The following is a 24,934-nucleotide window of genomic DNA, read 5'->3' on the forward strand; positions in this document are numbered from 1 at the left end:
CAACACCCTGCCGGGGGCAACACCTGAGGCCCGGCGAAGCCGGTTCCTCGGTGTTTCTGATTGGGTTCAGGCCGCGGCGGCGCGCTGCAGGCGGTCTTTGACACCCTCCCACTCGGGGGTGTCGGGCGGCGTTTCGACCCAGATCAGCTTGACGCCTTCGGTGTCGAATGCGCGCAGCACGGCAAACAGCTGTTGCGCGCTGGCCGCGGCGTCGTCGGGCATGCGCCGCAGCAGCACGCGCTGCGAACGGGTGCGCACCACGGCGCGCGACCACACGGCGATGTGCGCGGCGTTGGCGCCCAGCACGTCGAGCCCGGTCTGGATGGCCTTGGCGTCCATCAGGCGCACCTTGGCGTCTGGGGCGTAGTGCGCCTCCAGAGTGCCCGAGGCGCGCGGGTCGGGCGTCTCGAGCACTTCGCGGTCAGCCAGTTTCTCGCCGCAGGCCGCCTCGATCTGTGCGCGGGTGATGAGGCCCGGGCGCAGCAGCACTGGCGCGCCGCGGCTGCAGTCGACGATGGTCGACTCGATGCCGACCTCGCAGGCCCCGCCGTCGACCACCGGCAGCGCGTCGCCGAATTCGTCGTACACATGCTGCGCCGTGGTCGGGCTGACGCGGCCGAAGCGGTTGGCGCTGGGGCCCGCGAGCCCCGGCACGCCCTGCTCGGCGCAGGCCTGCAGCAGCGCCTGCGCCACCGGATGCGAGGGGCAGCGCAGGCCGATGGTGTCCTGCCCGCCGGCCGCCGCCGCGCCCACGCCGGGCTGGCGCGTGACGATCAGCGTGAGCGGGCCGGGCCAGAAGGCCTGCACCAGCTTCTGCGCGAAAGCCGGCAGCGGCTGGGCGAAGCGCGACAGCGATTCGGTGCCCTTGACGCCGGCCGCCACGTGCACGATCAGCGGATGGTCGGAGGGCCGCCCCTTGGCCTTGAAGATGCCGGCCACGGCGGTGTCGCTGCTCGCATCGGCGCCCAGGCCATAGACGGTTTCGGTCGGGAAGGCGACCAGCCCGCCCGCGCGCAGCACACGCACGGCTTCGGCAATGGCGTCCGGGGAGCGGCCGTCGAGGATCATGCGAGGTCGGTGGTGGTCACCGCCGGCAGGCCCAACAGCAGCGCCGCCTGCGAGGCCGTGGCGCGCACCGCTTCGAGGGTGGCGCCGGTGAGGGTCAGGTGGCCCATCTTGCGGCCGCGTCGCGGCTCCATCTTTCCGTAGAGGTGCAGGTGCACGCCCGGCAGCGCCAGCACTTCGCCCCAGCGGGGGGAGACCGGCTTGTCGCCCCCGGCCGGGAACCACAGGTCGCCCAGCAGGTTGAGCATGATGGCCGGGCTGTGCTGGCGCGGCGCGGCCAGCGGCAGGCCGGCGAGCGTGCGCACCTGCAGCTCGAACTGCGACACGTCGCAGGCTTCCATCGTGTAGTGGCCGCTGTTGTGCGGGCGCGGTGCCATTTCGTTCACCACCAGCGAGCCGTCGGCCAGCGCGAAGAACTCGACGCACAGCACGCCCACATAGCCCAGGCCGTTGGCGATGCTCTTTGCCGAATTGACCGCGCCCTGCGCCACCGTCTTGGGCATGTTCTGCGGATGCACTTCAGTGACGGCGAGGATGCCGTCGCGGTGCAGGTTGCGCTGCGGCGGGAAGTGCACGACCTGGCCGTCGCGGCCGCGCGCGAGGATCACCGAGCACTCGAACTCGAGCGGCAGCATCTTCTCGAGCACGCAGGGCACGCAGCCCGTGGCCTGCCAGGCGTCGACCAGCTCGGCGCGCGTCTTCACGCGCTGCTGGCCCTTGCCGTCGTAGCCCAGGCGCGCGGTCTTCAGGATGCCGGGCAGCAGGCTGTCGTCCACCGCGGCCAGTTGGGCCGCCGTTTCGATGGCCGCGTAGGGCGCGCAGGGCACGCCGCAGCGGGTGAAGTGGGCCTTCTCGGCAATGCGGTCCTGCGCGATGGCGATGGCCGGGGCGCCGGGCGACACCGGCCGCGCGACGGCCAGGTGCTCCAGCGACGGCGCGGGCACGTTCTCGAACTCGGTCGTCACCGCGTCGGCCAGCCCGGCCAGGCGGGCGAGCCCGTCGACGTCGTCGTAGTCGGTGTGGATGTGGTGGTGGCTCACGCGGCCGGCGGGGCTGTCGGTGTCGGGGTCGAGCACCGCCGTGAAGTAGCCCATGCGCTGGGCCGCGTGGACGAACATGCGCCCCAGCTGTCCGCCGCCGAGCACGCCGAGCGTGGCGCCCGGAAGAATGGGCAGGTCGGCGTCGCTCACAGGGCACCTCCGCCCTGGGGCGAGAAAGGAGACACGGGGGGTGCTTCGCCAGCGGGAGCCGGCGGCAGCGTCATGGCTTCGGCGGCGGCGGTCTGGGCGGAGCGGAAAGCGTCGAGCTTCGCGCGCAGCGCCGGGTTGTTCACCGCCAGCATCGACACCGCGAACAGCGCCGCGTTGGCCGCGCCTGCGTTGCCGATGGCAAAAGTGGCCACGGGCACGCCCTTGGGCATCTGCACGATGCTGTAGAGCGAGTCGACGCCCTGCAGGTGGCGGCTGGCCACCGGCACGCCGAGCACCGGCACCGTGGTCTTGGATGCCAGCATGCCCGGCAGGTGGGCCGCCCCGCCCGCGCCGGCGATGATCGCGGCGAGCCCGCGCCCGGCGGCGCTTTCGGCATACGCGAAGAGCGCATCGGGCATGCGGTGGGCCGAGACCACCTTTGCCTCGTGGCTGATTCCGAATTGCTGGAGAATCTCGACCGCGTTGCGCATCGTCTCCCAATCGGAGCTCGAGCCCATCACTACACCGACCTGAATGGTTTCGTTCATGGTTTCAATTTTACGTTTCACCCTCAGTTGGTTCCGATGATCGACATCACTCTCGAAAATTTCCAGGCCGAACTGATCGAAGGCTCGGTCGCCACGCCGGTGCTGCTGGACATCTGGGCCGAATGGTGCGGCCCTTGCAAACAGCTCGGCCCGGTGCTCGAAAAGCTCGAAGTCGAGTACGGCGGACGCTTCACGCTGGCCAAGCTCGACGCCGACAAGGTGCCGCAGATCTCCTCCCAGCTGTCCGAGATGTTCGGCGTGCGCAGCATCCCGTTCTGCGTGATGTTCAAGGACGGCCAGCCGGTCGACGGCTTCGTCGGCGCCATTCCGGCCGAGAAGATCCGCGAATTCCTCGACAAGCACGTGCCCGGCGCCGACGAAGCCGAGGCCGCCTCGGAAGAAGCCGCCGCGCAGGAAGCGCTGGCCGGCGGCGACACCCAGGGCGCGCTCGAGAAGCTGCAGCATGCCGTGGCCACCGACCCCGCCAACGACGACGCCCGCTTCGACTACATCAAGCTGCTGCTGCAGGAAGGCCGCCACGACGACGCCAAGGTCGCGTTCGCCCCGGTGATCGCCAAGACCACGCTGGTGCGCCGCTTCGACGCGCTGCAGCGCTGGATGGATGCTATCGATTTCGCAGCGCCGCCCACCGGTGCCGCGCCGGCCATCGCAGATTTCGACGCGAAGATCGCAGCCAACAAGCGCGACTTCGACGCCCGCTTCGGCCGCGCCCGCCTGCTGATGGCCGCCCAGCGCTGGACCGACGCGATGGACGAGCTGCTCGACATCCTGATGCGCGACAAGACCTGGAGCGAAGACCTCGCGCGCAAGACCTACATCGCGATCCTCGACCTGATCGAGCCGCCGAAGGTCAAGGTGGCCGATGGCCAGATCCCGCCGGACGATCCGGTGGTGGCCACCTACCGCCGCCGCCTGAGCAGCGTGGTGCTGAGCTGATTCCACAAAGCGACCTCCGGGTCGCTTTTTTCATGGCCCGACCGCGAACGGGACAGCATTGGCGCGGCCGGCGCTGTCGCATACGATCACGCCCGATTCAACTTGTTGCAGATTTGAAAAGGAAAGACCGGCCATGCGCTCATTCGCCCGCCTTACCCGCCGCATTGCGCTGCCCGTCCTCGCGGCGGCGGTGCTGTCGACCACCCTGGCCGGATGCGGGAGCGGCATCAGCCTGGACGAACCGATCGAGGGGCCGACCTGGCGCCTGGTGCAACTGGGCGACGAGCCCATCGCGCCCAACAGCGGTGCACAGGTTCAATTCGACCGCAGCAGCGGACGGGTCAGCGGATCGGGCGGCTGCAACCGCCTTTCGGGTTCGTACACGCGCGCGGGCATCTCCCTGAAGATCGGCCAGCTGGCCTCGACCCGCATGGCCTGCCTCGACCCGACGCGCGGGGCCAACGAGGCGCAGTTCATTTCGGCGCTGCAGAACACCGCGAGCTACAGCCTTGCGGGGCCGGGCCGGCTTGCGCTGCTGGACGCCGGCGGCCGGACCGTGGCGACGTTCAGCTCGGCCGGCGGCCGCTGATCAGGCCGTAATCAGCCGGTGAGGCGCTCGAGCGCCTCGCGGTACTTGGCGGCGGTCTTCTCGATGACCTCGGCCGGCAGGCGCGGCGCGGGAGGCGTCTTGTCCCAGGGCTTGCCGTTGATCTTGGTGCCTTCGAGCCAATCGCGCACGAACTGCTTGTCGTAGCTCGGCGGGTTGGCGCCGGCGGCCAGCGCGGCCTGGTAGCCCTCCACCGGCCAGTAGCGCGAGCTGTCGGGCGTGAGCACTTCGTCCATCAGCACCAGCGTGCCGGCCTCGTCGAGGCCGAACTCGAACTTGGTGTCGGCAATGATCATTCCCTTGGTCAGGGCGATCTGCGCCGCGGTTTCGTAAATGGCAATGCTGGTCTCGCGGATCTGCTGGGCCAGCTTGGGGCCGACGATCTCGACCACGCGCTCGTAGCTGATGTTCTCGTCGTGCTCGCCGGCCGCCGCCTTGGCGGCGGGCGTGAAGATCGGGCGCGGCAGCTTGCTGGCGTTGGTCAGGCCCTCGGGCAGCGGCACGCCGCAGACCGAGCGCGATTCCTGGTATTCCTTCCAGCCGCTGCCGGCCAGGTAGCCGCGCACCACGGCCTCGACCGGGATCGGCTTCAGGCGCTTGACCAGCATCGAGCGGCCGGTGACCTGCGGCACCTCGGCCTCGGTGACGACGCTCTCGGGCGCGTCGCCGGTCAAGTGGTTGGGGCAGATCTGGCCGAGCCGCTCGAACCACCACAGCGCCATCTGCGTGAGGATCACGCCCTTGCCTGGAATGGGCTCGCCCATGATCACGTCGAACGCGCTCAGCCGGTCGCTCGCGACCATGAGGATGCGGTCTTCACCGACGGCGTAGTTGTCGCGCACCTTGCCGCGCGCAAGCAGGGGCAGGCTCTGGATGGAGGAGGTGTGGACGGTGGTCATGGGCAATTGCGGTGGGGAAACGACGGAAACTGAAAGACGGTGAAAGCGGATTGTGCGCGCAGAAAAAAGCCACCGCGAACGGTGGCCTTCGAATCGCGGGGAGGTTTTAAACGACTTCCTGAGCGAGTTCGCCCTTGGCGTACTTGGCGGCGACCACTTGCAGCGTGTCGCCCTTGATCTTGGCGCCCTGGCCTTCGCAGCCGAACTCGATGTAGCGCTGCTTGCAGATCAGCTTGGCGGCTTCGCGCGCGGGCTTGAGCCATTCGCGGGCGTCGAACTTCTCGGGGTTCTCGAACAGGAACTTGCGCACCGCGCCGGTCATGGCCAGGCGGATGTCGGTGTCGATGTTGATCTTGCGCACGCCGTGCTTGATGGCTTCCTGGATTTCCTTCACGGGAACGCCGTAGGTTTCCTTCATGTTGCCGCCGTACTGGCGAATGATGGCCAGCAGCTCCTGCGGCACGCTCGACGAGCCGTGCATCACCAGGTGGGTGTTGGGAATGCGGCGGTGGATTTCCTTGATGCGGTCGATCGCCAGGATGTCGCCGGTGGGCTCGCGCGTGAACTTGTAGGCGCCGTGGCTGGTGCCGATGGCGATGGCCAGCGCGTCGATCTGGGTGCGCTTGACGAAGTCGGCGGCCTGCTCGGGGTCGGTGAGCAACTGCTCGCGCGTCATGGTGTCGTCGGTGCCGTGGCCGTCTTCCTTGTCGCCCTTCATGGTCTCGAGCGAGCCGAGGCAGCCCAGCTCGCCTTCGACCGTCACGCCCAGGCGGTGGGCCATGTCGGACACCTTCTTGGTGACGTCGACGTTGTAGTCGTAGCTGGCGATGGTCTTGCCGTCGGCCTCGAGCGAGCCGTCCATCATGACCGAGCTGAAGCCCAGGTCGATGGCGCCCTTGCAGACGTCGGGGTTCTGGCCGTGGTCCTGGTGCATGACCAGCGGGATGTTCGGGTACTGCTCGATGGCGGCCTGGATCAGGTGCTTGATGAAGGCTTCGCCGGCGTACTTGCGGGCGCCTGCGCTGGCTTGCAGGATGACGGGGGCGCCCGTTTCCTTGGCGGCCTCCATCACGGCCTGGACCTGTTCGAGGTTGTTGACGTTGAAGGCCGGAATGCCGTAGCCATTGGCTGCGGCATGGTCGAGCAGTTCGCGCATCGAGACGAGTGCCATGGGGAAATACCTCGCGGGAATTGGAAAAAGAGAAGGCTGGAAGACGAGAAAAACTACCCCAATTCTACCGAGCGACCTTGTCGGACGGCACTGACGCCAACCCGAGGAACTCCATGACCGGCGGCAGCACCGGCCCGCCCAGCCACTGGATCGGCTTGGCGAAAGCACCGATCAGCGTCACGTGGCTCAGGTTGTCGTACAGCCTGACCTGCACCGGCACGCCCGCCGCGCGCAGCGCCTGGGCCATCCGGCCGGTGTTGCGGTCGGGGTAGACCAGGTTGTCCTTGGAGGCCGCCAGGAGCAGCGCGCGGGGCGCCGCCGGGGTGACGTGCGCCAGCGGCTGCGAGTTGGGCGGGGTGTTCGGCCAGTTGAAGGCGGCCTGCGCCTGCGGGTCGCCGATGGGCAGGAAGTCGTAGGGGCCAGCCAGGCCGATCCAGCCCGCGAGCTGCCTCGGGCTGGCGCCCACCTCGGCCAGCCAGCGCTCGTCGAGCGCCACCATCGCGGCGTTGTAGCCGCCGGAGCTGTGCCCCATCACGTAGACCTGCTTCGGGTCCGCGCCCAGCTGCGCGGCGTTGTCGAGCGCCCATTTGACGGCCAGCGCGCTGTCGCGCACGAAGACCGGATAGGTGAAGGTGGGCGACAGGCCGTAGTCGGGAATCACCACCACCGCGCCGCGCGCGGCCAGCGCCTCGCCGACGAACTTGTAGCTGGCGCGGTCGCCGTTGGTCCAGGTACCGCCGAAGAAAAACACCACCAGCGGGCGGGAGCCCCGGGCCGGTTGCGTGGACGGCAGCGGCTGGTACACGTCGAGCATCTGGCGCGGTGTCCGGCCGTAGGCGATGCCGCCCTGGAACTGGTAGGTGTCGCCGGGCACCAGGCCGTTGAGCACCTTGACCGGCGAACAGGCCGAGAGCACGGCGGCGGCGGTGACTGTGAAGGCGGTGAAGAAAGCGCTGCGGCGCCGGCGGAGTGACGCGAATGGGGGAAAGCTCATCGCACCAGTACGCACGAAGGCAGGCAGCGGTTTCGTCAGATCGGAAGCTGCGTGGTTGACAGAACCTGCTTGAGAACGACGAAGGTGCGGATCTGGCGCACCCCGGGCAGGTAGAGCAGCTGTTCGGCGTGCAGGCGGTTGAAGCTGTCGTTGTCGCGGGTGCGAACGAGCATGAAGTAGTCGAACTCGCCGGTGACCACGTGGCACTCGAGGCAGCCCAGGACCTTCTGCGCGGCCTTCTCGAAGTCGGCGAAAGAGTCGGGCGTGGAGCGGTCGAGCACCACGCCGATCATCACCAGCATGCCGAGGTCGAGCGCGTCGGCATCGAGCAGCGCCACCACGCCCTTGATGAGCCCCGCCGCCTTGAGCCGCTCGACCCGGCGCAGGCAGGCGGCGGCGCTGAGGTTGACCTTGGCCGCGAGCGCCACGTTCGACAGCGAAGCGTCGCGCTGAAGGGCGCGCAGGATGGCGCGGTCGATGCGGTCCAGCTCCGGCGGGGTACGCAACTTTGTTGTGTTCATTGGCAACTTCGCAGATTGAAAGTTCCGAAGATGGCAATCCTGCCTTTTTTTATTACGGAAAGCCATTGAACTTCGCAAGCACGTTGCGAACCCTTCTTCCTACGATCAGTGGCTTCAACGCACCGGAGCCACCCTCATGAACCTGAAGAAGTTTCCCCGCCACGCCCTGACCTTCGGCCCGACGCCGATCCACCCGCTGAAGCGGCTGAGCGCCCACCTGGGCGGCAAGGTCGATCTCTATGCCAAGCGCGAGGACTGCAACAGCGGCCTGGCCTTCGGCGGCAACAAGACGCGCAAGCTCGAATACCTCATTCCCGAGGCGCTGGAAGGCGGCTATGACACGCTGGTGTCCATCGGCGGCATCCAGTCGAACCAGACGCGGCAGGTGGCCGCGGTGGCCGCGCACCTGGGCCTGAAGTGCGTGCTGGTGCAGGAGAACTGGGTCAACTACTCCGACGCGGTGTACGACCGCGTGGGCAACATCGAGATGTCGCGCATCATGGGCGCCGACGTGCGGCTGGACGCAGCGGGTTTCGACATCGGCATCCGCAAGAGCTGGGAAGACGCGATGGAGAGCGTGCGCAAGGCCGGCGGCAAGCCGTTTCCGATTCCGGCGGGCTGCTCGGAGCATCCGCGCGGCGGGCTCGGCTTCGTGGGCTTTGCCGAAGAAGTGCGCCAGCAGGAGGCCGAGCTGGGCTTCAAGTTCGACTACATCGTGGTCTGCGCGGTCACCGGCAGCACGCAGGCCGGCATGGTGGTGGGCTTTGCGGCCGACGGCCGGGCCGACCGGGTGATCGGCATTGACGCCTCGGCCAAGCCGCAGCAGACCTTCGACCAGATCCTGCGCATCGCGAAGAACACGGCCGAGCTGGTCGAACTGGGCCGCGACATCACCGAGAAAGACGTGGTGCTCGACCGCCGCTTCGGCGGCCCCGAATACGGGCTGCCGAACGACGGCACGCTGGAGGCCATCCGCCTGAGCGCGCGCTTCGAGGGGATGCTGACCGACCCCGTGTACGAGGGCAAGTCGATGCACGGGATGATCGAGAAGGTGCGGCTCGGGGAATTCCCGGCCGGCTCGAAGGTGCTGTATGCGCACCTGGGCGGGGTGCCCGCGCTGAACGCCTACAGCTTCCTGTTCCGCAACGGCTGACCGGGGGTCAGCTCGCGCGGCAAATCTTCAGCATGTTGGTGCCGCCCGGGGCACCCATCGGCTCACCGCAGGTGATGGCGTAGACGTCGCCGGTCTGCACGATGCCGCGCTTCTTCAGGTGGTTCTCGGCCTGCAGCAGCGCGGTGTCGCGGTCGCTTTCCGAGTCCATCAGCAGCGGGCGCACGTTGCGGTACAGCGCCAGCTTGCGCTGCGTGGCCAGCCGCGAGGTCAGCGCGTACATGGGAATGTGCGCGCGGTGGCGGCTCATCCACAGCATGGTGGCGCCCGACTCGGTCAGCGCCACGATGGCCTTGGCGCCCAGGTGGTGCGCCGTGAACAGCGCGCCCATGGCGATCGACTGGTCGATGCGGCTGTAGGTCTTGCCGCTGAAGTCGGCGTCGAGCGTCTTGTCTTCGGCCGCTTCGGCGGCTTCGCAGATGCGGCTCATCTCCTGCACGGTCTCGAGCGGGTAGCGGCCCGAGGCGGTCTCGGCGGAGAGCATGACTGCGTCGGTGCCGTCGAGCACGGCGTTGGCCACGTCGCTCACCTCGGCGCGCGTGGGCACGGGGTTGGTGATCATCGACTCCATCATCTGGGTCGCGGTGATGACCACCTTGTCCATGTCGCGCGCCATGCGGATCATCTTCTTCTGGAGCGCGGGCACTGCCGCGTTGCCCACCTCGACCGCGAGGTCGCCGCGCGCGACCATGATGCCGTCGCTGGCGCGCAGGATTTCTTCCAGCTTGGGAATGGCTTCGGCCCGCTCGATCTTGGCGATCATGCCGGGCTTGTGGCCGTACTCTGCCGCAGCCACGTTGCACAGCTGGCGCGCCATTTCCATGTCGGTGGCGTTCTTGGGGAAGCTCACGGCCACGTAGTCGGCCTGGAAGCTCATCGCGGTCTTGATGTCTTCCATGTCCTTGGCCGTCAGCGCGGGCGCCGTGAGGCCGCCGCCCTGCTTGTTGATGCCCTTGTTGTTCGACAGCTCGCCGCCGAGCTTGACGGTGGTGTGCACCGCCTCGCCCTTGACGGCGTCGACCGTGAGCACGATGAGGCCGTCGTTCAGCAGCAGCTTGTCGCCGGGCTTCACGTCGCGCGGCAGGTCTTTGTAGTCGAGGCCCACGGCATCGACGTCGCCGGGCTCGGTGCGCGAGGCGTCGAGCACGAACTTGGCGCCCGGCTCCAGCCAGACCTTGCCCTGCGCGAACTTGCCCACGCGGATCTTGGGGCCCTGCAGGTCGGCCATGATGGCCACTTCGCGGCCCGTCTTGCGGGCGGCTTCGCGCACCATGGCCGCGCGGTCGATGTGGTCCTGCGCCGTGCCGTGGCTGAAGTTCAGCCGCACCACGCTGACCTTGGCCAGGATCATCTTTTCCAGCAGTTCCGGCGTGTTGGACGCCGGACCGAGCGTGGCAACGATCTTGGTGGCGTGGCGGGGGATGCGGTCCGTGCTCATGAGGGTAGTCTCCGTTTTGTATTCGCTACTGTATACACTTTGTGTGTCTGACGGAAGTCACCCCACGGGCTTTCCCGCCGCCGGCATCAGCCGGCCGCGCGTTTGGACAGGATCTCGAAGGCCGGCAGCGTCTTGCCTTCCAGCACTTCAAGGAAGGCGCCGCCGCCAGTCGAGATGTAGCCGACCTGCTTCTCGATGCCGTACTTGGCGATGGCCGCCAGCGTGTCGCCGCCGCCGGCGATCGAGAACGCGCTGCTTTCGGCAATCGCCTGCGCGATGGCCTTGGTGCCGCCCGCGAAGGCGTCGAACTCGAACACGCCCACCGGGCCGTTCCAGACGATGGTGCCGGCTTCGCGCAGCTGCGCGGCCAGGATCGCGGCGGTCTTGGGACCGATGTCCAGGATCAGGTCGTCGTCGGCCACGTCGCTCGCGTCCTTGACGGTGGCGGCCGCATCGGCCGCGAAGGTCTTGGCCGTGACCACGTCCACCGGAATCGGCACGTCGGCGCCGCGCGCGCGCATGGCGTCGATCACCGCCTTGGCCTGGTCGACCAGGTCGGGCTCGGCCAGCGACTTGCCGATCTTCAGGCCGGCGGCCAGCATGAAGGTGTTGGCGATGCCGCCGCCCACGATCAGCTGGTCGACATTGGCCGACAGGCTCTTGAGGATGGTGAGCTTGGTGCTGACCTTCGAGCCCGCCACGATGGCCACCAGCGGCCGCTTGGGCTGTGCCAGGGCCTTGGTGATGGCGTCGATCTCGGCCGCCAGCAGCGGGCCGGCCGCGGCGATCTTCGCGAACTGCGCGATGCCGTAGGTGGTGGCCTCGGCACGGTGGGCGGTGCCGAAAGCGTCGTTCACGTAGATGTCGGTGAGCGCTGCAAGCTTGCGGGCCAGCGCCTCGTCGTTCTTCTTCTCGCCCTTGTTGACGCGGCAGTTCTCGAGCAGTACGACCTGGCCGGGCTTGACGTCGACGCCGTCGACCCAGTTGGAGACCAGCGGCACCCCATTTTCGTACGGGTGGCCGAGCAGCTCGCCCAGGCGCTTGGCGACGGGGGCCAGCGAGTCTTCGGGCTTGAACTCGCCTTCGGTCGGGCGGCCCAGGTGCGAAGTGACCATCACGGCCGCGCCGGCGTCGAGCGCCAGCTGGATGCAGGGCACCGAGGCGCGCACGCGCGTGTCTTCGGTGATGTTGCCGGCGTCGTCCTGCGGCACGTTGAGGTCGGCACGGATGAAGACGCGTTGGCCGGCGGCTTTGCCCTGTGCGCAGAGGTCGGTGAATCGAATGACGTTCATGGGTCTGGAAGAGGTGGAAGACGGGTCGGCCTGCATTGTAGGTTTGGCCCTGTGGCCGCCCTGAGCGCTTCTTGCCGCGGGCCGATGCTTTTCAGGCCTTCAGGCCTTTTGCTGCGCCCTGGCGAACTGCTCCAGTATCTCGACGAAGCCCGCGGCCGCCGGCGAAAGGCTGCGCCGGGCCGCGCTGTAGACGCACACCTCGCGGTGGAAGTCGGGCGATTCGAGCCGCACCATGCGCAGCCCGTGGGCGCGCACCAGCGGCGCGGAGTAGGTCGGGCACACCGTGAGCCCCAGCCCCGAGGCCACCATGCCGAGCGCGGTGGTCATGTACGACACCTCCTGCGTGCCGGGGCGCAGCATGTAGTCGCGCTCGGCCGGGGCCAGTTCGGGCAGCACGCGCTGGCGGAAATCGCGCGTGGGCGCGATGAAGGTGTAGGGGCCCAGCTCGTGCCAGCGCACCTTGCGGCGGTTGGCAAAGGCGTGTTCCGGCGGGCAGATCAGCCAGTGCCGGTCGCGAAACAGCGTGCGGCGCTCGATGGCGCCGTCGACGGCCACGTCCTGACCCACGGCCAGCTCCACGTCGCCGGCCGTCACGCCCGCCAGCAGGTGCTCCGGCAGGGTGTCGGCCAGCCGCACGTCCACGTCGGGATAGGCCTCGCGGTAGACCGCGATCACGCGCGGCATCAGCGTGCAGGCCATGAGCTGCGGTGCCGCAAGCCGCAACAAGCCTTTCTTCTTGTCACGCAGATCGGTGACGCCGGCCACCGCGCCCGCCAGGTCGCCGAGCAGCCGGTGCACCGACGGCAAGAACTCGCGCCCCGCCTCCGACAGCTGCACGCTGCGGGTGTTGCGGTCGAGCAGCTGCACGCCCATTTCGCGTTCGAGCTCGCGCACCAGCACGCTGAGCGCCGACTGCGTGAGGTGCAGCTGCTGCGCCGCGGCGGTGAAGCTGCCGCTTTCGGCCACGGCGGCAAAGGCGCGCAGCTGGCGCAGGGTGAGGTTCATATATATGGTTATTTCATCAATCGATGAATTAATTTCGATTGCATCATAAGACCCGGCATCGCCCAATACCGGCTCACCGGAGACACGAGAGCCATGCCAACCCCACCACCGCCCGTGCGCGGGCTGCACCACTTCGCCTGGCGCTGCCGCGACAGCGAGGAAACCCGCCGCTTCTACGAAGACCTGCTGGGCCTGCCGCTGGCCCACGTCATCAAGAGCGACCACGTGCCGAGCACGGGCGAGTACTGCCCCTACGTGCACATCTTTTTCCAGATGCGCGACGGCTCGTACATCGCCTTCTTCGACCTGGGCGACGACATTGCCGCGCTGCCTTCGCCCAACACGCCCTCGTGGGTCAACCACATTGCGCTGCGCGTCGATTCGGTGGACGACCTGCTGGCCGCCAAGGCGCGGCTCGAGGGCGCGGGCGTCGAGGTGCTGGGCGTGACCGACCACCACATCATCGAGTCGATCTACTTCTTCGACCCCAACGGCATCCGCGTGGAGCTGACCACGCCGACCGTGCCGCAGGCCGAGATGGACGCGCATGCGCTGCGCGCCCGGTCCGACCTCGACGCCTGGACCGCGCGCAAGGCCGAGCTGCGCGCGGCAAGGAGTGCGTCGAATGCCTGAGCTGCAACTCGCCGTCATCGACGTGAAGCCCGGGGCCTCGATGGAGAGCCAGTCGGGCCTGCAGCTGCTGCGCCCGCGCATCTACGGCGCCTACCAAGCACCGCAAGGGCCGAAGAAGGTCGCGGCCATCGTGATGCACCCGACCAGCAACTTCATGGGCCACTACCTGATCGGCCCGCTGGCCGAGCGCGGCATCTGCTGCATGGGACTGAACTCGCGCTTCGTGGGCAACGACACGGTGCTGCTGATGGAGCGCGCGATCCAGGACCTGGGCGCCGGTGTGCAGTACCTGCGCGCGGCGGGCTACGAGAAGGTGTTCCTCGTCGGCAACTCCGGCGGCGCCGCGCTGTCGGCCTTCTACCAGGCGCAGGCCGAGAAGCTCACCGCCACGCACCTGCCCGACGGCGACCCCACGCACCTGCACCCGGGCGACCTGCCCCCGGTGGACGGCATCGCGCTGTGCGCCGCGCACCTGGGACGCACGCGGCTGATGCGCGACTGGATCGACCCCTCGGTCACAGACGAGCACGACCCGCTGTTGGTGGACCCCGAACTCGACATGTACGACCCGCGCCATCGCGTGCCCTACGACGGCGAATTTCTCGCCCGCTTCAGCGCGGCGCAGAAGGCGCGGCTGGACCGCATCGAGCAGTGGTGCATCGACCGCCTCGCACTGCTGCGCAACACGCCCGGCGCGCCGCGCGACCAGACCTTCATCGTCTACCGCACGCACGCCGATCCGCGCTGCGTCGACCTCTCGCTCGACCCCAACGACCGTCTTCCGGGCAGCGTGTGGGGCGACGCGCGCCAAGTGAACTACTCGGCCAACGCGATGGGCCGCACCACCTCGCTGACGGCCTTTCTGTCGCAGTGGTCCTCGCGCTCGCAGGCCGATGGCCCCACCAACCTCGCGCGCACCACGGTGCCGAAGCTGCTGCTGACCTACACCGGCGACCAGTCGACCTTCCCGAGCACGCGCGACGCATGGATGGCGGCAGGCGGATCGCGCATCCGCAACGTCGACATCGTGGGCGGCAACCACTACCTGGCGGGCCAGCCGCACCTGATTCCGCAGGCGGCAGACGCCATCGCGGAGTTCGCCCACGCGCTGTAGAAGAGACATGGAAAACTATGCATTCGCACCGGCCTACGAGCTGCCGGTCTGGCCCTTCACGCCTCCGCCCGAGCTGCACAGCGCGAAGGTCGCGCGCCACCCCATCGTGATCGTCGGCGCCGGCCCCTCCGGCCTCACGCTGGCCTGCGACCTCGCGCAACGCGGCGTGCATGCGGTGCTGCTCGACGAGGACGACACCGTCGGCGTGCGCGGCGCCTCGTCGCGCGGCATCTGCTATGCGCAGAAGAGCCTGGAGATCTTCGAGCGCCTGGGCATCTACGAGCGCATCGCGGCCAAGGGCATCACCTGGTCGTTCGGGCGCACCTTCTCGGGCGAGCAGGAGGTCTACAACTTCAACCTGCAGGCGAACAGCGTCTCCAGGCAGCCGCCGTTCATCAACCTGCAGCAGTTCTACGTCGAGTGGTTCCTGGTCGAGCGCATCCTCGAACTCGGCCGCACCGACGTGCGCTGGAAGAGCCGCGTGACGCGCGTCGAGCAACTGGCCGACGGCGTGCGCCTGGATATCGAGACGCCCGCCGGCAGCTACACCATGGAGGCCGACCGGCTGATCGACGCGACCGGCGCCAACAGCCCGATCCGCACGCAGCTCGGCATCGAGGCGCACGCCTCGCGCAGCACCGACCGCTGGTGCATCAGCGACGTGCGCTTCAGGAAGCCGCTGCCCACCGAGCGCTGGACCTGGGTCGACGCGCCCTTCAACGAAGGCCGCGGCGTGTGGCAGCACCTGATGGCCGACGGCGTGTGGCGCATCGACTACCAGATGCCCGAAGACTGCGACACGGCCCACATCAGCAAGCCTGAAGTAGCCGGTGCACGGCTGCGCGAGCAGCTGGGGCCGGACGTGGAGTTCGAGTTCGTGTGGATCGGGCCGTACGGCTACCGCGACCATCTGCTCGACAGCTTCCGGCACGGGCGCGTGTTCTTCATCGGCGACGCGGCGCACGTGGTGAGCCCGTTCGGCGCACGCGGCGGCAACAGCGGCATCCAGGACGCGGCCAACCTCGGCTGGAAGCTCGCGCTGGTCACGCAAGGCAAGGCCGGCGATGCGCTGCTCGACAGCTACGACGCCGAGCGCCAGCCCGCCGCCGCGCAGAACCTGCAGGTGACCAGCCGCTCGGCGCGCTTCCTCGCGCCGCGCTCGCCGGCGGAGCACACGCTGCGCCGCGCGGTGGTGGCGCTGGCGGCGCGCCATCCGTTCGCACGGGCGCTGGTGAACACCGGGCGCATGTCGGTCGCCAACGACTACCCGCCCGCGCCCGCGCTGCCAGAAGGCGGCCGCACGGTGCAGAACCTGCCGCTGCGCTGGGCCGACGGCCGCGAGACGACGCTGATGCAGCTGCTGGCAGAGGGCACGCAGTGCATCGGTCTTTGGTTCGCGCCGACGCGCGAGCAGGCACGGGCCGCGCTCGACGCCACCGCCGCATTGCCGCTGCGCCTGCTGGCCGTGGGCGGCGACAGCGGCCTGCCCACGCTGCAGCCCGACGACAGGCTGGCGAGCCACGTCGGCATCGATGGCGCGGGCGGCTTCGCGCTGGTGCGCCCCGATGCCTACCGCGCCGCCCTGCTCGCGAACCCCACGCCGCAAGCCATCGCCTCCGCCGCGCGCACCGCGCTCGCCCATCACGACACCGCCTCATGAACACAGCGCCCCGCATTCCCGACCCCGACGGCTTCTATGCCGCCCTGCTCGCCGCGCACGAAGGCCTGAGCGAGGCGCACAGCGCCGACCTCAACGCCCGCCTCGTGCTGCTGCTGGCCAACCAGTGCGCCGACCAGGCCGTGCTGCTGGCCTGCATCGATGCAGCCGCAGAAGACAACCCCACGACCACGCCAACCCCATGACCGCCAACGTCTCTTTCGCTTCTGCCTCGGACACCCGCGAGCAGAAGCCGCAACTGCGCGAACTCGCGCCCGGTGCCTACGGCTACATCAGCGACTTCGATCCCAACTGCGGCTTCGTCGTCGGCGACGAGCAGGTGGTGCTGATCGACACGCGGCCCACGCCGCGCATGGCGCGCGACTTCCTCGCGGCCATCCGCACGGTGACCGACAAGCCGATCAGGACCATCGTGCTCACCCACTACCACGCGGTGCGCGTGATGGGCGCGAGCGCCTTCGACGAGGTGGAGCAGATCATCGCGAGCAACGGCACGCTCGACTGGATCCGCACCCGAGGCCAGGCCGACTTCGATTCGGAGGTGGGCCGCTTCCCGCGCCTGTTCGCGGGCGTGGAAGAGATTCCGGGCCTGACCTTTCCGACGATGAGCTTCCAGGGCGAGATGAGCCTGTGGCTCGGCCCCCGCCCGGGCACCGGCCGCGAGCTGCGGCTGATGGCGCTGGGCCGCGGCCATTCGAGCGGCGACACCGTCGCCTGGCTGCCCGACTGCGGCGTGCTGTTCTCGGGCGACGTGGTCGAGAACCACTGCGGCGTGTACGCGGGCGACGCCTACATCGGCGACTGGGCCCGCACGCTCGACGCGGTGCACGCGCTGAACCCGCGCGTGCTGGTGCCGGGCCGCGGCGCGGTGCTGCAGGACGAAGCGGCATGCGCCGAGGCGATCGGCCTGACCAAGGCATTCCTGTCGACGCTGCTGGACAGCGTGAAGGCCGGCATCGCGGCGGGCGACACGCTCAAGGGCTGCTTCGCGCGCGCCGAGGCGGCCATGACGCCGCGCTTCGGCAACTGGCCCGTGTTCCAGCACGTGCTGCCCTTCGACGTGTCGCGCGCCTATGACGAACTGCACGGCATCGAACACCCCGTGGTGTGGACCGCCGAGCGCGACCGCGAGCTCTGGCAGGTGCTGCGCGGCGACTGAACCGAACCGATTTCAAGACAGGCAACGGAGACAAAAGACGATGATGAAACGCTTCCTTCCCCTGCTGGCCGCGACCCTCGCGCTGGCTGCTTCTTTCGCGTCGGCGCAGCCGGCCACCTACCCGAACCAGCCGGTCAAGTGGATCGTGCCGTACTCGGCCGGCGGCGGCACCGACAACCTCGCGCGCTCGCTGGCCGAGGCCATGCAGCCTTCGCTGGGGCAGCCGCTGATCATCGACAACCGGCCCGGAGCGTCGACCAACATCGGCGTGTCCGTGATGATGCAGGCCAAGCCCGACGGCTACACGATCATGCAGGCCGAGAACGCGGCGCTGCTCTTCAACGAGCACATGTTCACCAGGCTGCCCTACAAGCCGGCGAGCGACTTCACCTACATCGGCACCATCGGCCGCTTCCCGGTGGCGCTGGTGGTGCACCCCGACTTTCCCGCAAAGAACGTGGCGGAGTTCGTGCGCTACGTGAAGGCGAATCCCGAGAAGGTGAGCTATGCCTCGCCGGGCAACGGTTCGCCGCATCACATGGCGATGGAGCTGTTCAAGCAGAAGGCCGGCCTGAGCATCGTGCACGTGCCGTACAAGGGCGCCGCGCCCGCCATGTCCGACGTGATGGGCGGCCAGGTGCCGGTGATGATGCTCGACTTGGCCTCGGGCCTGTCGATCATCAAGTCGGGCAAGGTACGGGTGCTGGCCATTGCGCTGCCGCAGCGCGCCAATGCACTGCCCGAGGTGCCGACCTTCGTCGAGGCCGGCTTTCCCGATGTCAACGCCTACGCCTTCCACGGCCTGATCGGCCCGGCCGGCATGCAGCCCGAAGCGGTGGCGCGGCTCAACGCCGAACTGCACAAGGCCATGAAGGCGCCGAAGGTGGTGAAGCTGTTCGCGGACTTCGGCTTCGAGGCGCTGCCGGGCACGCCGCAGGACTTCTACAAGCTCTCGCGCGCCGAGAGCGAGCGCTGGGGCAACATCATCAAGACAGCCGGCGTCAAGCTGGACTGACGAGCCGCGAGCCCCAAAGGGGGAGGGGCGGCCCGGCGGCGGCCGCCCGCTACCAGCCGAGGCCCAGGTGCAGCGGCAGGTACACCGCCATGCCCGCGAGCATGGTGCCGAGCACGCCGCGCCGCCAGTAGTAGTAAGCCGCGCCGACGACCGCCGCATAGAGGCGGGCGTCGTGCAGCGTGGTGATCAGATGGCCCTGCGTCATGACGATCTCGGGCGCGATCACGCCCGCGAGCGCGGCGGCCGGCGCGTAGTGCAGCGCGCGGTGCGCCCACTCCGGCAGGCCCCAGGGGCGGTCCAGTATGAAGAAGAAGCAGCGCGTGAGCACGGTGACGAGCGCCAGGCCCACGATCACGCCCAGGGTCCACAGGTCGGTGGTGCCGCTCATCGGATGGCCTCCCCCAGGCTTCGCGCACTCCGCGCCGCTTCGCCTCCCCCCTCCAGCCGGAGGGGGCGAGCGCCTTCGGGCGGCCGGGCGGCGCTCACTTGTCGTCCTCCGCGGCCGGGTCGAGCCCGAACTGCTTTTCAAGCCAGAAGCACAGCAGCACCGCGACGCCGATGGCGACCACGATGTTGAGCTTCAGCGGCAGCGCATAGGCGGCCACCGCGGTAACACCCGCGATCAGCGCGGCCAGCACCCGCAGCCGCGTCGTCGCCATCGAGCAGACGATGGCCACCAGGCTCAGCACGCCCGCGAAGCCCAGGCCCCAGTTCTGCGGAATGAAGTTGGCGAGCGCCACGCCCAGCATGCTCATGCCCATCCAGGCGCACCAGGTCACGAAGTAGTTGCCGGTGAGGTAGGCCTCCTGCGACTGCTGCTCGGCAATGGTCAGCGGCGGCTTGGGGTACCTCCTGGTGAAGAGCGCATAGCTCATGTCGGCCGTCAGGTAGCCGTGCAGCATGCGGCGCCAGCGCGGCATGTGCATGAGGTAGGGGCGCAGGTGCAGGCTGAACACGACGAAGCGCAGGTTCACGCAGAAGCCTGTGGCCAGGATCACCCAGGCCGGCGCGCCGGCGGCCAGCAACGGAATGGCCGCGAGCTGCGAGCTGCCGGCGTAGACCAGCAGGGTCATCGCAATGGCCTCGATCACGCTCATGTCCGACTTGACCATGGCCACGCCGGTCATGAGGCCCCAGGCGCCGATGCCCAGCGCCACGGAAGACATGTCGCGCACGCCCGTCCGGAATTCGGGCCGCGAGCGGATGGCGGTCGACAGGAACATCAGCCGAACACCTGCCCGGGCTTCAGGTCGAAGCCGCGCAGGAAATCGGCCACGGGCAGGCGCTTGCCGCCCGCGCGCTGGAGTTCGGTGATGGTGACGGTCGAGCCGGAAGCCGCCACGGCAACACCGGCGTCGGTAACGGCCAGGATCGTGCCCGGCGTGGCCGAAGCATCGGTGGCCGCAGTCGCGTGGGCGGCCCAGAGCTTGATGGCCTCGCCGTCGAGCGGGCTGTTGGCGCCGGGGAACGGGTCGAAGGCGCGGATGCGCCGCACGATGGCGTCGGCGGGCTGGGCCCAGTCGATCAGCGCTTCGTGCTTCTCGACCTTGCGGGCATAGGTGATGCCTTCGGCGGGCTGGGGCGTGCGGGTGAGGCTGCCGATATTCGCCAGCGCCTCGACGATCATGCGGCCGCCCAGCCCGGCCAGCCGGTCGTGCAGGCGCGCGGTGTTGTCGTCGCCAATGTCGACCGACTCGCGCAGCAACATGTCGCCGGTGTCCAGGCCCGCGTCCATCTGCATGATGGTGATGCCGGTCTGCGCGTCGCCGGCCTCGATCGCGCGATGGATCGGCGCGGCGCCGCGCCAGCGCGGCAGCAGGCTCGCGTGGATGTTGAGGCAGCCGTGCGCAGGCAGGTCGAGCACCCACTGCGGCAGGATCAGGCCGTAGGCGGCGACCACCATCACGTCGGGCCTTGCGGCCAGCAGGGTGTCGCGCGCGGCCGAGGCCTCGTCGGGGTACTTGCCGTCCAGGCGCAGGCTGCGCGGCTGGGACACAGGCCAAGCGTTGGCGACGGCGCACTGCTTGACGGGCGAAGCCTGCAGCTTCATGCCGCGGCCGGCGGGGCGGTCGGGCTGGCTCATCACCAGCACGATGTCATGGCCGGCGGCGGAGATGGCCTCCAGGGCGACGCGAGCGAACTCGGGCGTGCCCGCAAAAACGACGCGCAGGCGGCTCAATCGCGGATCCGATCGAACTCGAGATCGTCCCCCGTGTGATAGCGCCGGACCACGCCGGTCGGATCGATGTAGATGTACAGCATGCGGCGCTCGTTCACGGCCTTGTAGCGCCAGGTCCAGACGGCACCGTCGAAGGAACTGACGCGGGAAATTTCATAGGGGCGGCCGTAGAAGGCCATGACGTCGTCCTGGCGCCACTGGTTGACCTTGATGTCCTGGCCGAAGCGCGCTTCGCTGAGCACCTGGGTCACCGAGACGACCTTGCCGGACGCGTCGACGTCGATGTCGGTCACCTCGAAGCCGGCGGGCATGCGCGAATACTGCAGCCGTTCGCCGCCGCCGTTGAGCGGGTAGCGGCCCGTGGGCGTGCCCAGCAGCTGCAGTGTTTCGGCGGCGGAGGTGCCGGGCCGGATGCGCGCGGGCTCGCTCACGCAGCCAGCCAGCCCCAGGCCGGCGGCCACGAAGACCGCCAGGGTCGCGAAGGTGCGAAAGCCGCACTGCGTCGTCATGTTCAGGCCCGTTCCCGCAATTCTTCGCGTTGCTGCTTGAGCAGCTTGCTCTTGATGCGGTTGCGCTTCAGGGGGGAGAGGTATTCGACGAACACCTTGCCCAGCAGGTGGTCGAGTTCGTGCTGGATGCACACGGCCAGCAGGCCGTCGGCCTCGATGGTGCGGCTTTCGCCGTTCTCGTCGAGCGCCTGCACCTTGACCGAGGTCGAGCGCATCACGCCGTCGTAGATGCCGGGCACCGAGAGGCAGCCTTCCTCGTTCAGCACCTTTTCGTCGCTGGCCCAGGTGATCTCGGGGTTGATGAGAACGATGGGCTCGTTGCGCTCTTCGGACACGTCGATGACGACAAGCCGCTCGTGCACGTCGACCTGGGTGGCTGCCAGGCCGATGCCGTTGGCGTCGTACATTGTTTCCAGCATGTCGGCCACCAGCGCCTTGATGCGCGCGTCGACGCCCTGCACCGGCTTGGCCACCGTGTGGAGGCGCTTGTCCGGGTAACTCAGAATGATTCGTTTGGCCATGAAATCGGGGGAAAGTTGTGGCTATTTTCGCCAATTCCGCGACGCGGCGGGTTCCGCGAGCCCGAAAACGTTGCCCTGCCAAGGGCTTCAGCGCAGAATTCGTAGCAAATTGTGAGATTCGTATGTGCAGCGATACGTCGCGCGCTCACCCATCCAGACATGAAAAAGCTCAGATCAGCTGAACGCCAGCGCCCCTCCTTTCTTGCCACGCTGACCGCCCTGGCGGTGCTCGGCAGTTGCGGCGCCACGACGGCCTGGGCCCAGAACTACCCGGTCACGCCGCAGCAGCGCGCCACGGCCCAGCAGACCGCGCAGACCGGCGTGCCGCTGAGCGAACTCGCCCCCAACGCGCCCGACGAATACACCGTCAAGCCCGGCGACACGCTCTGGGCCATCTCCCGCCTGTACCTGCTGCGCCCCTGGCGCTGGCCGGAGCTGTGGGGCATGAACATCAACGAGATCGCGAACCCGCACCGCATCTACCCCGGCCAGGTGCTCTACCTGGACAAGACCGGCGGCCGTGCCCGCCTCACGACCACCCGCCGCGGCGGCTTCAGCGGCGACGGCGGCACCATCAAGCTGTCGCCGCGCACCCGCTTCGATTCGCTGGCCGGCATGGCACTGCCCACGCTCAACCCGAGCATCATCGAGCCTTTCCTGAGCGAGCCCATCGTGGTCGACGCCGACACGCTGGAGACCGCGCCGCGCATCGTGGCCGGTAACGACAACCGTGTTCTGCTGTCGCGCGGCGACCGCGCCTATGCACGCGGCAACGCCAATTCGCCGCTGGTCGAGGCTGCGGGCCCGGTGCAGCACTTCCGCGTGTTCCGCAACGCCACTCCGCTGAAAGACCCGGGCACGGGCGAAATCCTCGGCTACGAGGCGCAGTACCTGGGCAAGGCCCAGCTGCAGCGCGGCGAGTCGACCACCGTCGAGACGGTCGAGGACAAGGACGTCATCACGGTGGTGCCCGCGACCGTCGACATCATCGCGTCGCGCGAGGAAATCCGCGCCGGCGACCGCCTGCTGCCCGAGCCGCCGCGCCAGCTGCTGAGCTACGTGCCGCGCGCGCCCTCGACGCAGGTCGACGGCCGCATCATCTCGGTCTACGGCAACGCGGTGCAGTTCGCCGCGCAGAACCAAGTGGTGGCCATCAACAAGGGCACGCGCGACGGCATCGACAGCGGCCACGTGCTGGCCATCCTGAAGAACGGCGAGACCATCGTCGATCGCACCGGCGCCCGCAAGGAAACCATCAAGCTGCCCAACGAACGCATCGGCCTGCTGATGGTGTTTCGCACTTTCGAGAAGGTGTCCTACGCGCTGGTGCTGGAAATCAACGACACTCCGCGCGCTGGCGACTTCCTCGTCAATCCCTGACCCACGGCTCCGGCTCTTTCGCACATACGTTTGGAACGCGCAGAACTCGCAGGCTGGCTGCGACTTTCACTGACCCCCGGCATCGGTGACGGCACCGTGCGCCGGCTCCTCGCGGCGTTCGGCTTGCCCGAGCGCGTCTTCGCGCAGCCGGAAGAAGCGCTGCGCGAAGTGATGTCGCTCGCGCAGGCCGAGGCACTGCGGCAGCCGCCCGCCAATCTCCAGGCCCAGGTCGACCAGACCTGGCAATGGCTGCACAACACCGACAACGGCAGTTCGCGCCGGCTCGTCACGCTCGGCGATGCCGGCTACCCGGCCTCGCTGCTCGAAATGGCCGACCCGCCGCCCATGCTCTACGTGCTCGGCGCCGCCGACTACGACCTGACGCAGCTCGGCCACAGCATCGCGGTCGTGGGCAGCCGCAACCCGACGCCGCAGGGCGCCACCAATGCGCGCAGCTTTGCACGCGCGCTGGGCGAAGCCGGCCTGCCGGTGGTGTCGGGGCTGGCGCTGGGCGTGGACGGCGCCGCGCACCAGGGGGCGCTGGACGCCGCTGGCGAGACGCCCTGCCTGGCCACGGTTGCCGTGGTCGGCACCGGGCTCGACCGCGTCTACCCGGCTCGGCATCGCGACCTGGCGCATCGCATCACCCAACAAGGCCTGATCGTGAGCGAGTTGCCGCTGGGCACGCCGCCGCTCACGCAGAACTTTCCGAAACGCAACCGGCTGATCGCCGGGCTGGCACGCGGCACGCTGGTGGTCGAGGCGGCGCTGCAGTCGGGCTCGCTGATCACCGCGCGGCTCACTTCGGAGCAGGGCAAGGAAGTGTTCGCGATACCGGGTTCGATCCACTCGCCCCAATCGCGCGGCTGCCACGCGCTGATCCGGCAGGGCGCCAAGCTCGTGGAATCGGTCAACGACATCCTCGAAGAACTGCCGCCGCTGCAGCACACACCGTCAGCATCGCCGCACAAGAACGGCAACGGCAGCAGCAGCGCCACCGAAGCGCGGCAGGCGCCGTCATCGGCCGAGGCTCCGCTGCTGGAGGCCCTGGGCTTCGACCCGGTCAGTCTCGACGCACTGAGCGCACGCACCGGCTGGAGCGCCGCCGCGCTGCAGGCGAAGCTGCTCTCGCTCGAACTGGACGGCCATGTATCGCGCCTGCCCGGCGGGCTCTTCCAGCGATCGGCCAGCAGCTGATCCGGGTCTGCACGACCGCCTGCGCGCGCAGGAAGGAAAAGTGATGTGAAGTGCGCAAAGCCCGGGGGCGATCAGCCACTTCCTGGGCTATATTGGTGCGCATGTTCGAAGTACTTGTTTTTGTCTACGAGAACTATTGGCGCGGCGATGCATGCCCCGAACCCGAACAACTGGGCCGCAAGCTCAGCGCACACGGCTTCGAGGCAGAAGAAATCCGCGAAGCCCTTCACTGGCTCGACGGCCTGAGCCTTGCAACGCAAGGCATGCAGATCGAGCACCACGCCGACGACGCGGCTTCGGCCACCGTCACATTGCGCGGCGCACCCGAAGCGGCCCTGCCCCAATCCCCCGATGCCATGCGCGTCTATTCCCAGGCAGAGCAAGAGCACCTCGGTGCCGAGTGCCTGGGCTTCATCCGCTTCCTCGAATCGTCGGACGTGCTGCCCTGCGGGCTGCGCGAGATCGTGATCGAGCGCGCGATGGCGGCGCCGGGCGATCCGGTCGCAATCGACGACCTGAAGATCATCGTGCTGATGGTCCACTGGAGCACCGGCATCGAGCCAGATGCCCTGGTGCTCGACGAGCTCTGCGAAAGCCGCGAAGGCCGCACGGCGCATTAGCTGGGCTCTCCCCCAGGCTTCGCGCACTTCGTGTCGCTGCGCCAACCCCCTTCCGGGGGCAACACCTGCGG

General features: G+C 68.6%; 27 protein-coding genes. 12 read left to right on the forward strand and 15 right to left on the reverse strand.

What is annotated here, in order from left to right; all coding sequences use genetic code 11:
* Positions 1-66: 66 nt before the first annotated feature.
* The 3 genes from ACWV14_RS30750 to purE are packed head-to-tail and all read right to left on the reverse strand — an operon-like array spanning position 67 to position 2,803.
* Positions 67-1,068 (reverse strand): L-threonylcarbamoyladenylate synthase, encoded by a 1,002-nt coding sequence (locus ACWV14_RS30750; RefSeq protein WP_454905599.1) that lies wholly within the window; start codon positions 1,066-1,068, stop codon positions 67-69.
* The gene (locus tag ACWV14_RS30755; protein ID WP_454905601.1) at positions 1,065-2,255 is read right to left on the reverse strand and encodes a 5-(carboxyamino)imidazole ribonucleotide synthase; all 1,191 of its coding nucleotides are present in this window, start codon (positions 2,253-2,255) and stop codon (positions 1,065-1,067) included. Before ACWV14_RS30755 ends, ACWV14_RS30750 begins: the two co-directional genes overlap by 4 nt.
* Complete coding sequence (purE, locus tag ACWV14_RS30760; protein WP_454905603.1) at positions 2,252-2,803, reverse strand: 5-(carboxyamino)imidazole ribonucleotide mutase; 552 nt, start codon at positions 2,801-2,803, stop codon at positions 2,252-2,254. The genes ACWV14_RS30755 and purE overlap by 4 nt, the downstream gene beginning before the upstream one ends.
* Positions 2,804-2,839: 36 nt before the next feature.
* On the opposite strand from purE, the gene ACWV14_RS30765 reads away from it, so the two are divergent.
* The gene (locus tag ACWV14_RS30765) at positions 2,840-3,760 is read left to right on the forward strand and encodes a tetratricopeptide repeat protein (RefSeq protein WP_422084495.1); all 921 of its coding nucleotides are present in this window, start codon (positions 2,840-2,842) and stop codon (positions 3,758-3,760) included.
* Between the two features lie 133 nt (positions 3,761-3,893).
* Positions 3,894-4,349: an META domain-containing protein gene (locus ACWV14_RS30770; protein ID WP_454905604.1), complete on the forward strand. Its 456-nt coding sequence runs from the start codon at positions 3,894-3,896 to the stop codon at positions 4,347-4,349.
* Between the two features lie 11 nt (positions 4,350-4,360).
* On the opposite strand, the gene ACWV14_RS30775 is transcribed toward ACWV14_RS30770, so the two are convergent.
* The 4 genes from ACWV14_RS30775 to ACWV14_RS30790 all read right to left on the reverse strand — a co-directional run bounded on the left by ACWV14_RS30775 (position 4,361) and on the right by ACWV14_RS30790 (position 7,952).
* Positions 4,361-5,266, reverse strand: coding sequence for a phosphoribosylaminoimidazolesuccinocarboxamide synthase (locus tag ACWV14_RS30775; RefSeq protein ID WP_454905606.1), 906 nt, complete (start codon positions 5,264-5,266; stop codon positions 4,361-4,363).
* Between the two features lie 106 nt (positions 5,267-5,372).
* Positions 5,373-6,437 (reverse strand): class II fructose-bisphosphate aldolase, encoded by a 1,065-nt coding sequence (fba, locus tag ACWV14_RS30780; protein ID WP_081268804.1) that lies wholly within the window; start codon positions 6,435-6,437, stop codon positions 5,373-5,375.
* Positions 6,438-6,501: 64 nt separating this feature from the next.
* On the reverse strand, positions 6,502-7,431 hold the full coding sequence (locus ACWV14_RS30785) for an alpha/beta hydrolase (protein WP_454905609.1): 930 nt from the start codon (positions 7,429-7,431) through the stop codon (positions 6,502-6,504).
* Positions 7,432-7,466: 35 nt separating this feature from the next.
* Positions 7,467-7,952, reverse strand: a complete 486-nt coding sequence (locus tag ACWV14_RS30790) for an Lrp/AsnC family transcriptional regulator (protein WP_454905611.1) — start codon at positions 7,950-7,952, stop codon at positions 7,467-7,469.
* A gap of 136 nt (positions 7,953-8,088) precedes the next feature.
* Here ACWV14_RS30790 and ACWV14_RS30795 point away from each other — a divergent pair, with 136 nt between their 5' ends.
* The gene (locus ACWV14_RS30795; protein ID WP_422084490.1) at positions 8,089-9,105 is read left to right on the forward strand and encodes a 1-aminocyclopropane-1-carboxylate deaminase; all 1,017 of its coding nucleotides are present in this window, start codon (positions 8,089-8,091) and stop codon (positions 9,103-9,105) included.
* 7 nt (positions 9,106-9,112) lie between these two features.
* Here the strand turns inward: ACWV14_RS30795 and pyk are convergent, their stop codons facing one another.
* From pyk to ACWV14_RS30810, 3 genes are all read right to left on the reverse strand, one after another.
* The gene (pyk, locus tag ACWV14_RS30800) at positions 9,113-10,561 is read right to left on the reverse strand and encodes a pyruvate kinase (RefSeq protein WP_081268800.1); all 1,449 of its coding nucleotides are present in this window, start codon (positions 10,559-10,561) and stop codon (positions 9,113-9,115) included.
* An 86-nt stretch (positions 10,562-10,647) separates the two neighbouring features.
* Positions 10,648-11,853, reverse strand: coding sequence for a phosphoglycerate kinase (locus ACWV14_RS30805; protein WP_454905614.1), 1,206 nt, complete (start codon positions 11,851-11,853; stop codon positions 10,648-10,650).
* A gap of 99 nt (positions 11,854-11,952) precedes the next feature.
* Positions 11,953-12,858, reverse strand: coding sequence for a LysR family transcriptional regulator (locus ACWV14_RS30810; RefSeq protein WP_454905616.1), 906 nt, complete (start codon positions 12,856-12,858; stop codon positions 11,953-11,955).
* 93 nt (positions 12,859-12,951) lie between these two features.
* Here ACWV14_RS30810 and ACWV14_RS30815 point away from each other — a divergent pair, with 93 nt between their 5' ends.
* From ACWV14_RS30815 to ACWV14_RS30840, 6 genes are read left to right on the forward strand one after another with little or no spacing between them, the layout of a single operon-like run.
* Entirely contained in the window at positions 12,952-13,491 is a 540-nt protein-coding gene (locus ACWV14_RS30815) for a VOC family protein (protein WP_454905618.1), read from the forward strand.
* Positions 13,484-14,605 (forward strand): alpha/beta hydrolase family protein, encoded by a 1,122-nt coding sequence (locus ACWV14_RS30820; protein ID WP_454905620.1) that lies wholly within the window; start codon positions 13,484-13,486, stop codon positions 14,603-14,605. The genes ACWV14_RS30815 and ACWV14_RS30820 overlap by 8 nt, the downstream gene beginning before the upstream one ends.
* Before the next feature lie 7 nt (positions 14,606-14,612).
* On the forward strand, positions 14,613-16,265 hold the full coding sequence (locus ACWV14_RS30825; RefSeq protein WP_454905622.1) for an FAD-dependent monooxygenase: 1,653 nt from the start codon (positions 14,613-14,615) through the stop codon (positions 16,263-16,265).
* Positions 16,262-16,468 carry a DUF2783 domain-containing protein gene (locus ACWV14_RS30830; RefSeq protein ID WP_454905624.1) on the forward strand — a complete coding sequence of 69 codons (207 nt, stop codon included), beginning with the start codon at positions 16,262-16,264 and terminating at the stop codon, positions 16,466-16,468. The genes ACWV14_RS30825 and ACWV14_RS30830 overlap by 4 nt, the downstream gene beginning before the upstream one ends.
* Positions 16,465-17,442, forward strand: coding sequence for an MBL fold metallo-hydrolase (locus tag ACWV14_RS30835; RefSeq protein WP_454905626.1), 978 nt, complete (start codon positions 16,465-16,467; stop codon positions 17,440-17,442). Before ACWV14_RS30830 ends, ACWV14_RS30835 begins: the two co-directional genes overlap by 4 nt.
* 43 nt (positions 17,443-17,485) lie before the next feature.
* Positions 17,486-18,457, forward strand: coding sequence for a Bug family tripartite tricarboxylate transporter substrate binding protein (locus ACWV14_RS30840; RefSeq protein WP_454906136.1), 972 nt, complete (start codon positions 17,486-17,488; stop codon positions 18,455-18,457).
* Positions 18,458-18,506: 49 nt separating this feature from the next.
* On the opposite strand, the gene ACWV14_RS30845 is transcribed toward ACWV14_RS30840, so the two are convergent.
* The 5 genes from ACWV14_RS30845 to def all read right to left on the reverse strand — a co-directional run bounded on the left by ACWV14_RS30845 (position 18,507) and on the right by def (position 21,666).
* A complete protein-coding gene (locus ACWV14_RS30845; protein ID WP_198084019.1) occupies positions 18,507-18,845 on the reverse strand; it encodes an AzlD domain-containing protein in 339 nt (112 codons plus the stop codon).
* 94 nt (positions 18,846-18,939) lie between these two features.
* Positions 18,940-19,680, reverse strand: a complete 741-nt coding sequence (locus ACWV14_RS30850; protein WP_454905628.1) for an AzlC family ABC transporter permease — start codon at positions 19,678-19,680, stop codon at positions 18,940-18,942.
* Positions 19,680-20,636 carry a methionyl-tRNA formyltransferase gene (fmt, locus tag ACWV14_RS30855; protein ID WP_454905630.1) on the reverse strand — a complete coding sequence of 319 codons (957 nt, stop codon included), beginning with the start codon at positions 20,634-20,636 and terminating at the stop codon, positions 19,680-19,682. The genes ACWV14_RS30850 and fmt overlap by 1 nt, the downstream gene beginning before the upstream one ends.
* Positions 20,633-21,145, reverse strand: a complete 513-nt coding sequence (locus ACWV14_RS30860) for a hypothetical protein (protein ID WP_454905632.1) — start codon at positions 21,143-21,145, stop codon at positions 20,633-20,635. Before ACWV14_RS30860 ends, fmt begins: the two co-directional genes overlap by 4 nt.
* 2 nt (positions 21,146-21,147) lie before the next feature.
* On the reverse strand, positions 21,148-21,666 hold the full coding sequence (gene def / locus ACWV14_RS30865; protein WP_106936436.1) for a peptide deformylase: 519 nt from the start codon (positions 21,664-21,666) through the stop codon (positions 21,148-21,150).
* 159 nt (positions 21,667-21,825) lie between these two features.
* Here def and ACWV14_RS30870 point away from each other — a divergent pair, with 159 nt between their 5' ends.
* The 3 genes from ACWV14_RS30870 to ACWV14_RS30880 all read left to right on the forward strand — a co-directional run bounded on the left by ACWV14_RS30870 (position 21,826) and on the right by ACWV14_RS30880 (position 24,863).
* Positions 21,826-23,046, forward strand: coding sequence for a LysM peptidoglycan-binding domain-containing protein (locus ACWV14_RS30870; RefSeq protein WP_422084479.1), 1,221 nt, complete (start codon positions 21,826-21,828; stop codon positions 23,044-23,046).
* 30 nt (positions 23,047-23,076) lie between these two features.
* Positions 23,077-24,243 (forward strand): DNA-processing protein DprA, encoded by a 1,167-nt coding sequence (dprA, locus tag ACWV14_RS30875; protein ID WP_454905635.1) that lies wholly within the window; start codon positions 23,077-23,079, stop codon positions 24,241-24,243.
* Positions 24,244-24,344: 101 nt separating this feature from the next.
* Entirely contained in the window at positions 24,345-24,863 is a 519-nt protein-coding gene (locus tag ACWV14_RS30880; protein ID WP_454905637.1) for a DUF494 family protein, read from the forward strand.
* Positions 24,864-24,934 lie beyond the last annotated feature (71 nt).

The organism is Variovorax durovernensis (genome assembly GCF_977011995.1).

Coding starts and splice junctions, on each gene's coding strand:
- ACWV14_RS30825 (WP_454905622.1), top strand. CDS start 14,613: ATGGAAAACTATGCATTCGCACCGGCCTACGAGCTGCCGGTCTGGCCC.
- ACWV14_RS30775 (WP_454905606.1), bottom strand. CDS start 5,266: ATGACCACCGTCCACACCTCCTCCATCCAGAGCCTGCCCCTGCTTGCG.
- ACWV14_RS30880 (WP_454905637.1), top strand. CDS start 24,345: ATGTTCGAAGTACTTGTTTTTGTCTACGAGAACTATTGGCGCGGCGAT.
- ACWV14_RS30805 (WP_454905614.1), bottom strand. CDS start 11,853: ATGAACGTCATTCGATTCACCGACCTCTGCGCACAGGGCAAAGCCGCC.
- ACWV14_RS30850 (WP_454905628.1), bottom strand. CDS start 19,680: ATGTTCCTGTCGACCGCCATCCGCTCGCGGCCCGAATTCCGGACGGGC.
- ACWV14_RS30870 (WP_422084479.1), top strand. CDS start 21,826: ATGAAAAAGCTCAGATCAGCTGAACGCCAGCGCCCCTCCTTTCTTGCC.
- ACWV14_RS30830 (WP_454905624.1), top strand. CDS start 16,262: ATGAACACAGCGCCCCGCATTCCCGACCCCGACGGCTTCTATGCCGCC.
- ACWV14_RS30750 (WP_454905599.1), bottom strand. CDS start 1,068: ATGATCCTCGACGGCCGCTCCCCGGACGCCATTGCCGAAGCCGTGCGT.
- fba (WP_081268804.1), bottom strand. CDS start 6,437: ATGGCACTCGTCTCGATGCGCGAACTGCTCGACCATGCCGCAGCCAAT.
- ACWV14_RS30840 (WP_454906136.1), top strand. CDS start 17,486: ATGAAACGCTTCCTTCCCCTGCTGGCCGCGACCCTCGCGCTGGCTGCT.
- purE (WP_454905603.1), bottom strand. CDS start 2,803: ATGAACGAAACCATTCAGGTCGGTGTAGTGATGGGCTCGAGCTCCGAT.
- ACWV14_RS30815 (WP_454905618.1), top strand. CDS start 12,952: ATGCCAACCCCACCACCGCCCGTGCGCGGGCTGCACCACTTCGCCTGG.
- ACWV14_RS30820 (WP_454905620.1), top strand. CDS start 13,484: ATGCCTGAGCTGCAACTCGCCGTCATCGACGTGAAGCCCGGGGCCTCG.
- ACWV14_RS30765 (WP_422084495.1), top strand. CDS start 2,840: ATGATCGACATCACTCTCGAAAATTTCCAGGCCGAACTGATCGAAGGC.
- ACWV14_RS30770 (WP_454905604.1), top strand. CDS start 3,894: ATGCGCTCATTCGCCCGCCTTACCCGCCGCATTGCGCTGCCCGTCCTC.
- ACWV14_RS30790 (WP_454905611.1), bottom strand. CDS start 7,952: ATGAACACAACAAAGTTGCGTACCCCGCCGGAGCTGGACCGCATCGAC.
- pyk (WP_081268800.1), bottom strand. CDS start 10,561: ATGAGCACGGACCGCATCCCCCGCCACGCCACCAAGATCGTTGCCACG.
- ACWV14_RS30785 (WP_454905609.1), bottom strand. CDS start 7,431: ATGAGCTTTCCCCCATTCGCGTCACTCCGCCGGCGCCGCAGCGCTTTC.
- def (WP_106936436.1), bottom strand. CDS start 21,666: ATGGCCAAACGAATCATTCTGAGTTACCCGGACAAGCGCCTCCACACG.
- ACWV14_RS30835 (WP_454905626.1), top strand. CDS start 16,465: ATGACCGCCAACGTCTCTTTCGCTTCTGCCTCGGACACCCGCGAGCAG.
- ACWV14_RS30860 (WP_454905632.1), bottom strand. CDS start 21,145: ATGACGACGCAGTGCGGCTTTCGCACCTTCGCGACCCTGGCGGTCTTC.
- ACWV14_RS30795 (WP_422084490.1), top strand. CDS start 8,089: ATGAACCTGAAGAAGTTTCCCCGCCACGCCCTGACCTTCGGCCCGACG.
- ACWV14_RS30810 (WP_454905616.1), bottom strand. CDS start 12,858: ATGAACCTCACCCTGCGCCAGCTGCGCGCCTTTGCCGCCGTGGCCGAA.
- ACWV14_RS30845 (WP_198084019.1), bottom strand. CDS start 18,845: ATGAGCGGCACCACCGACCTGTGGACCCTGGGCGTGATCGTGGGCCTG.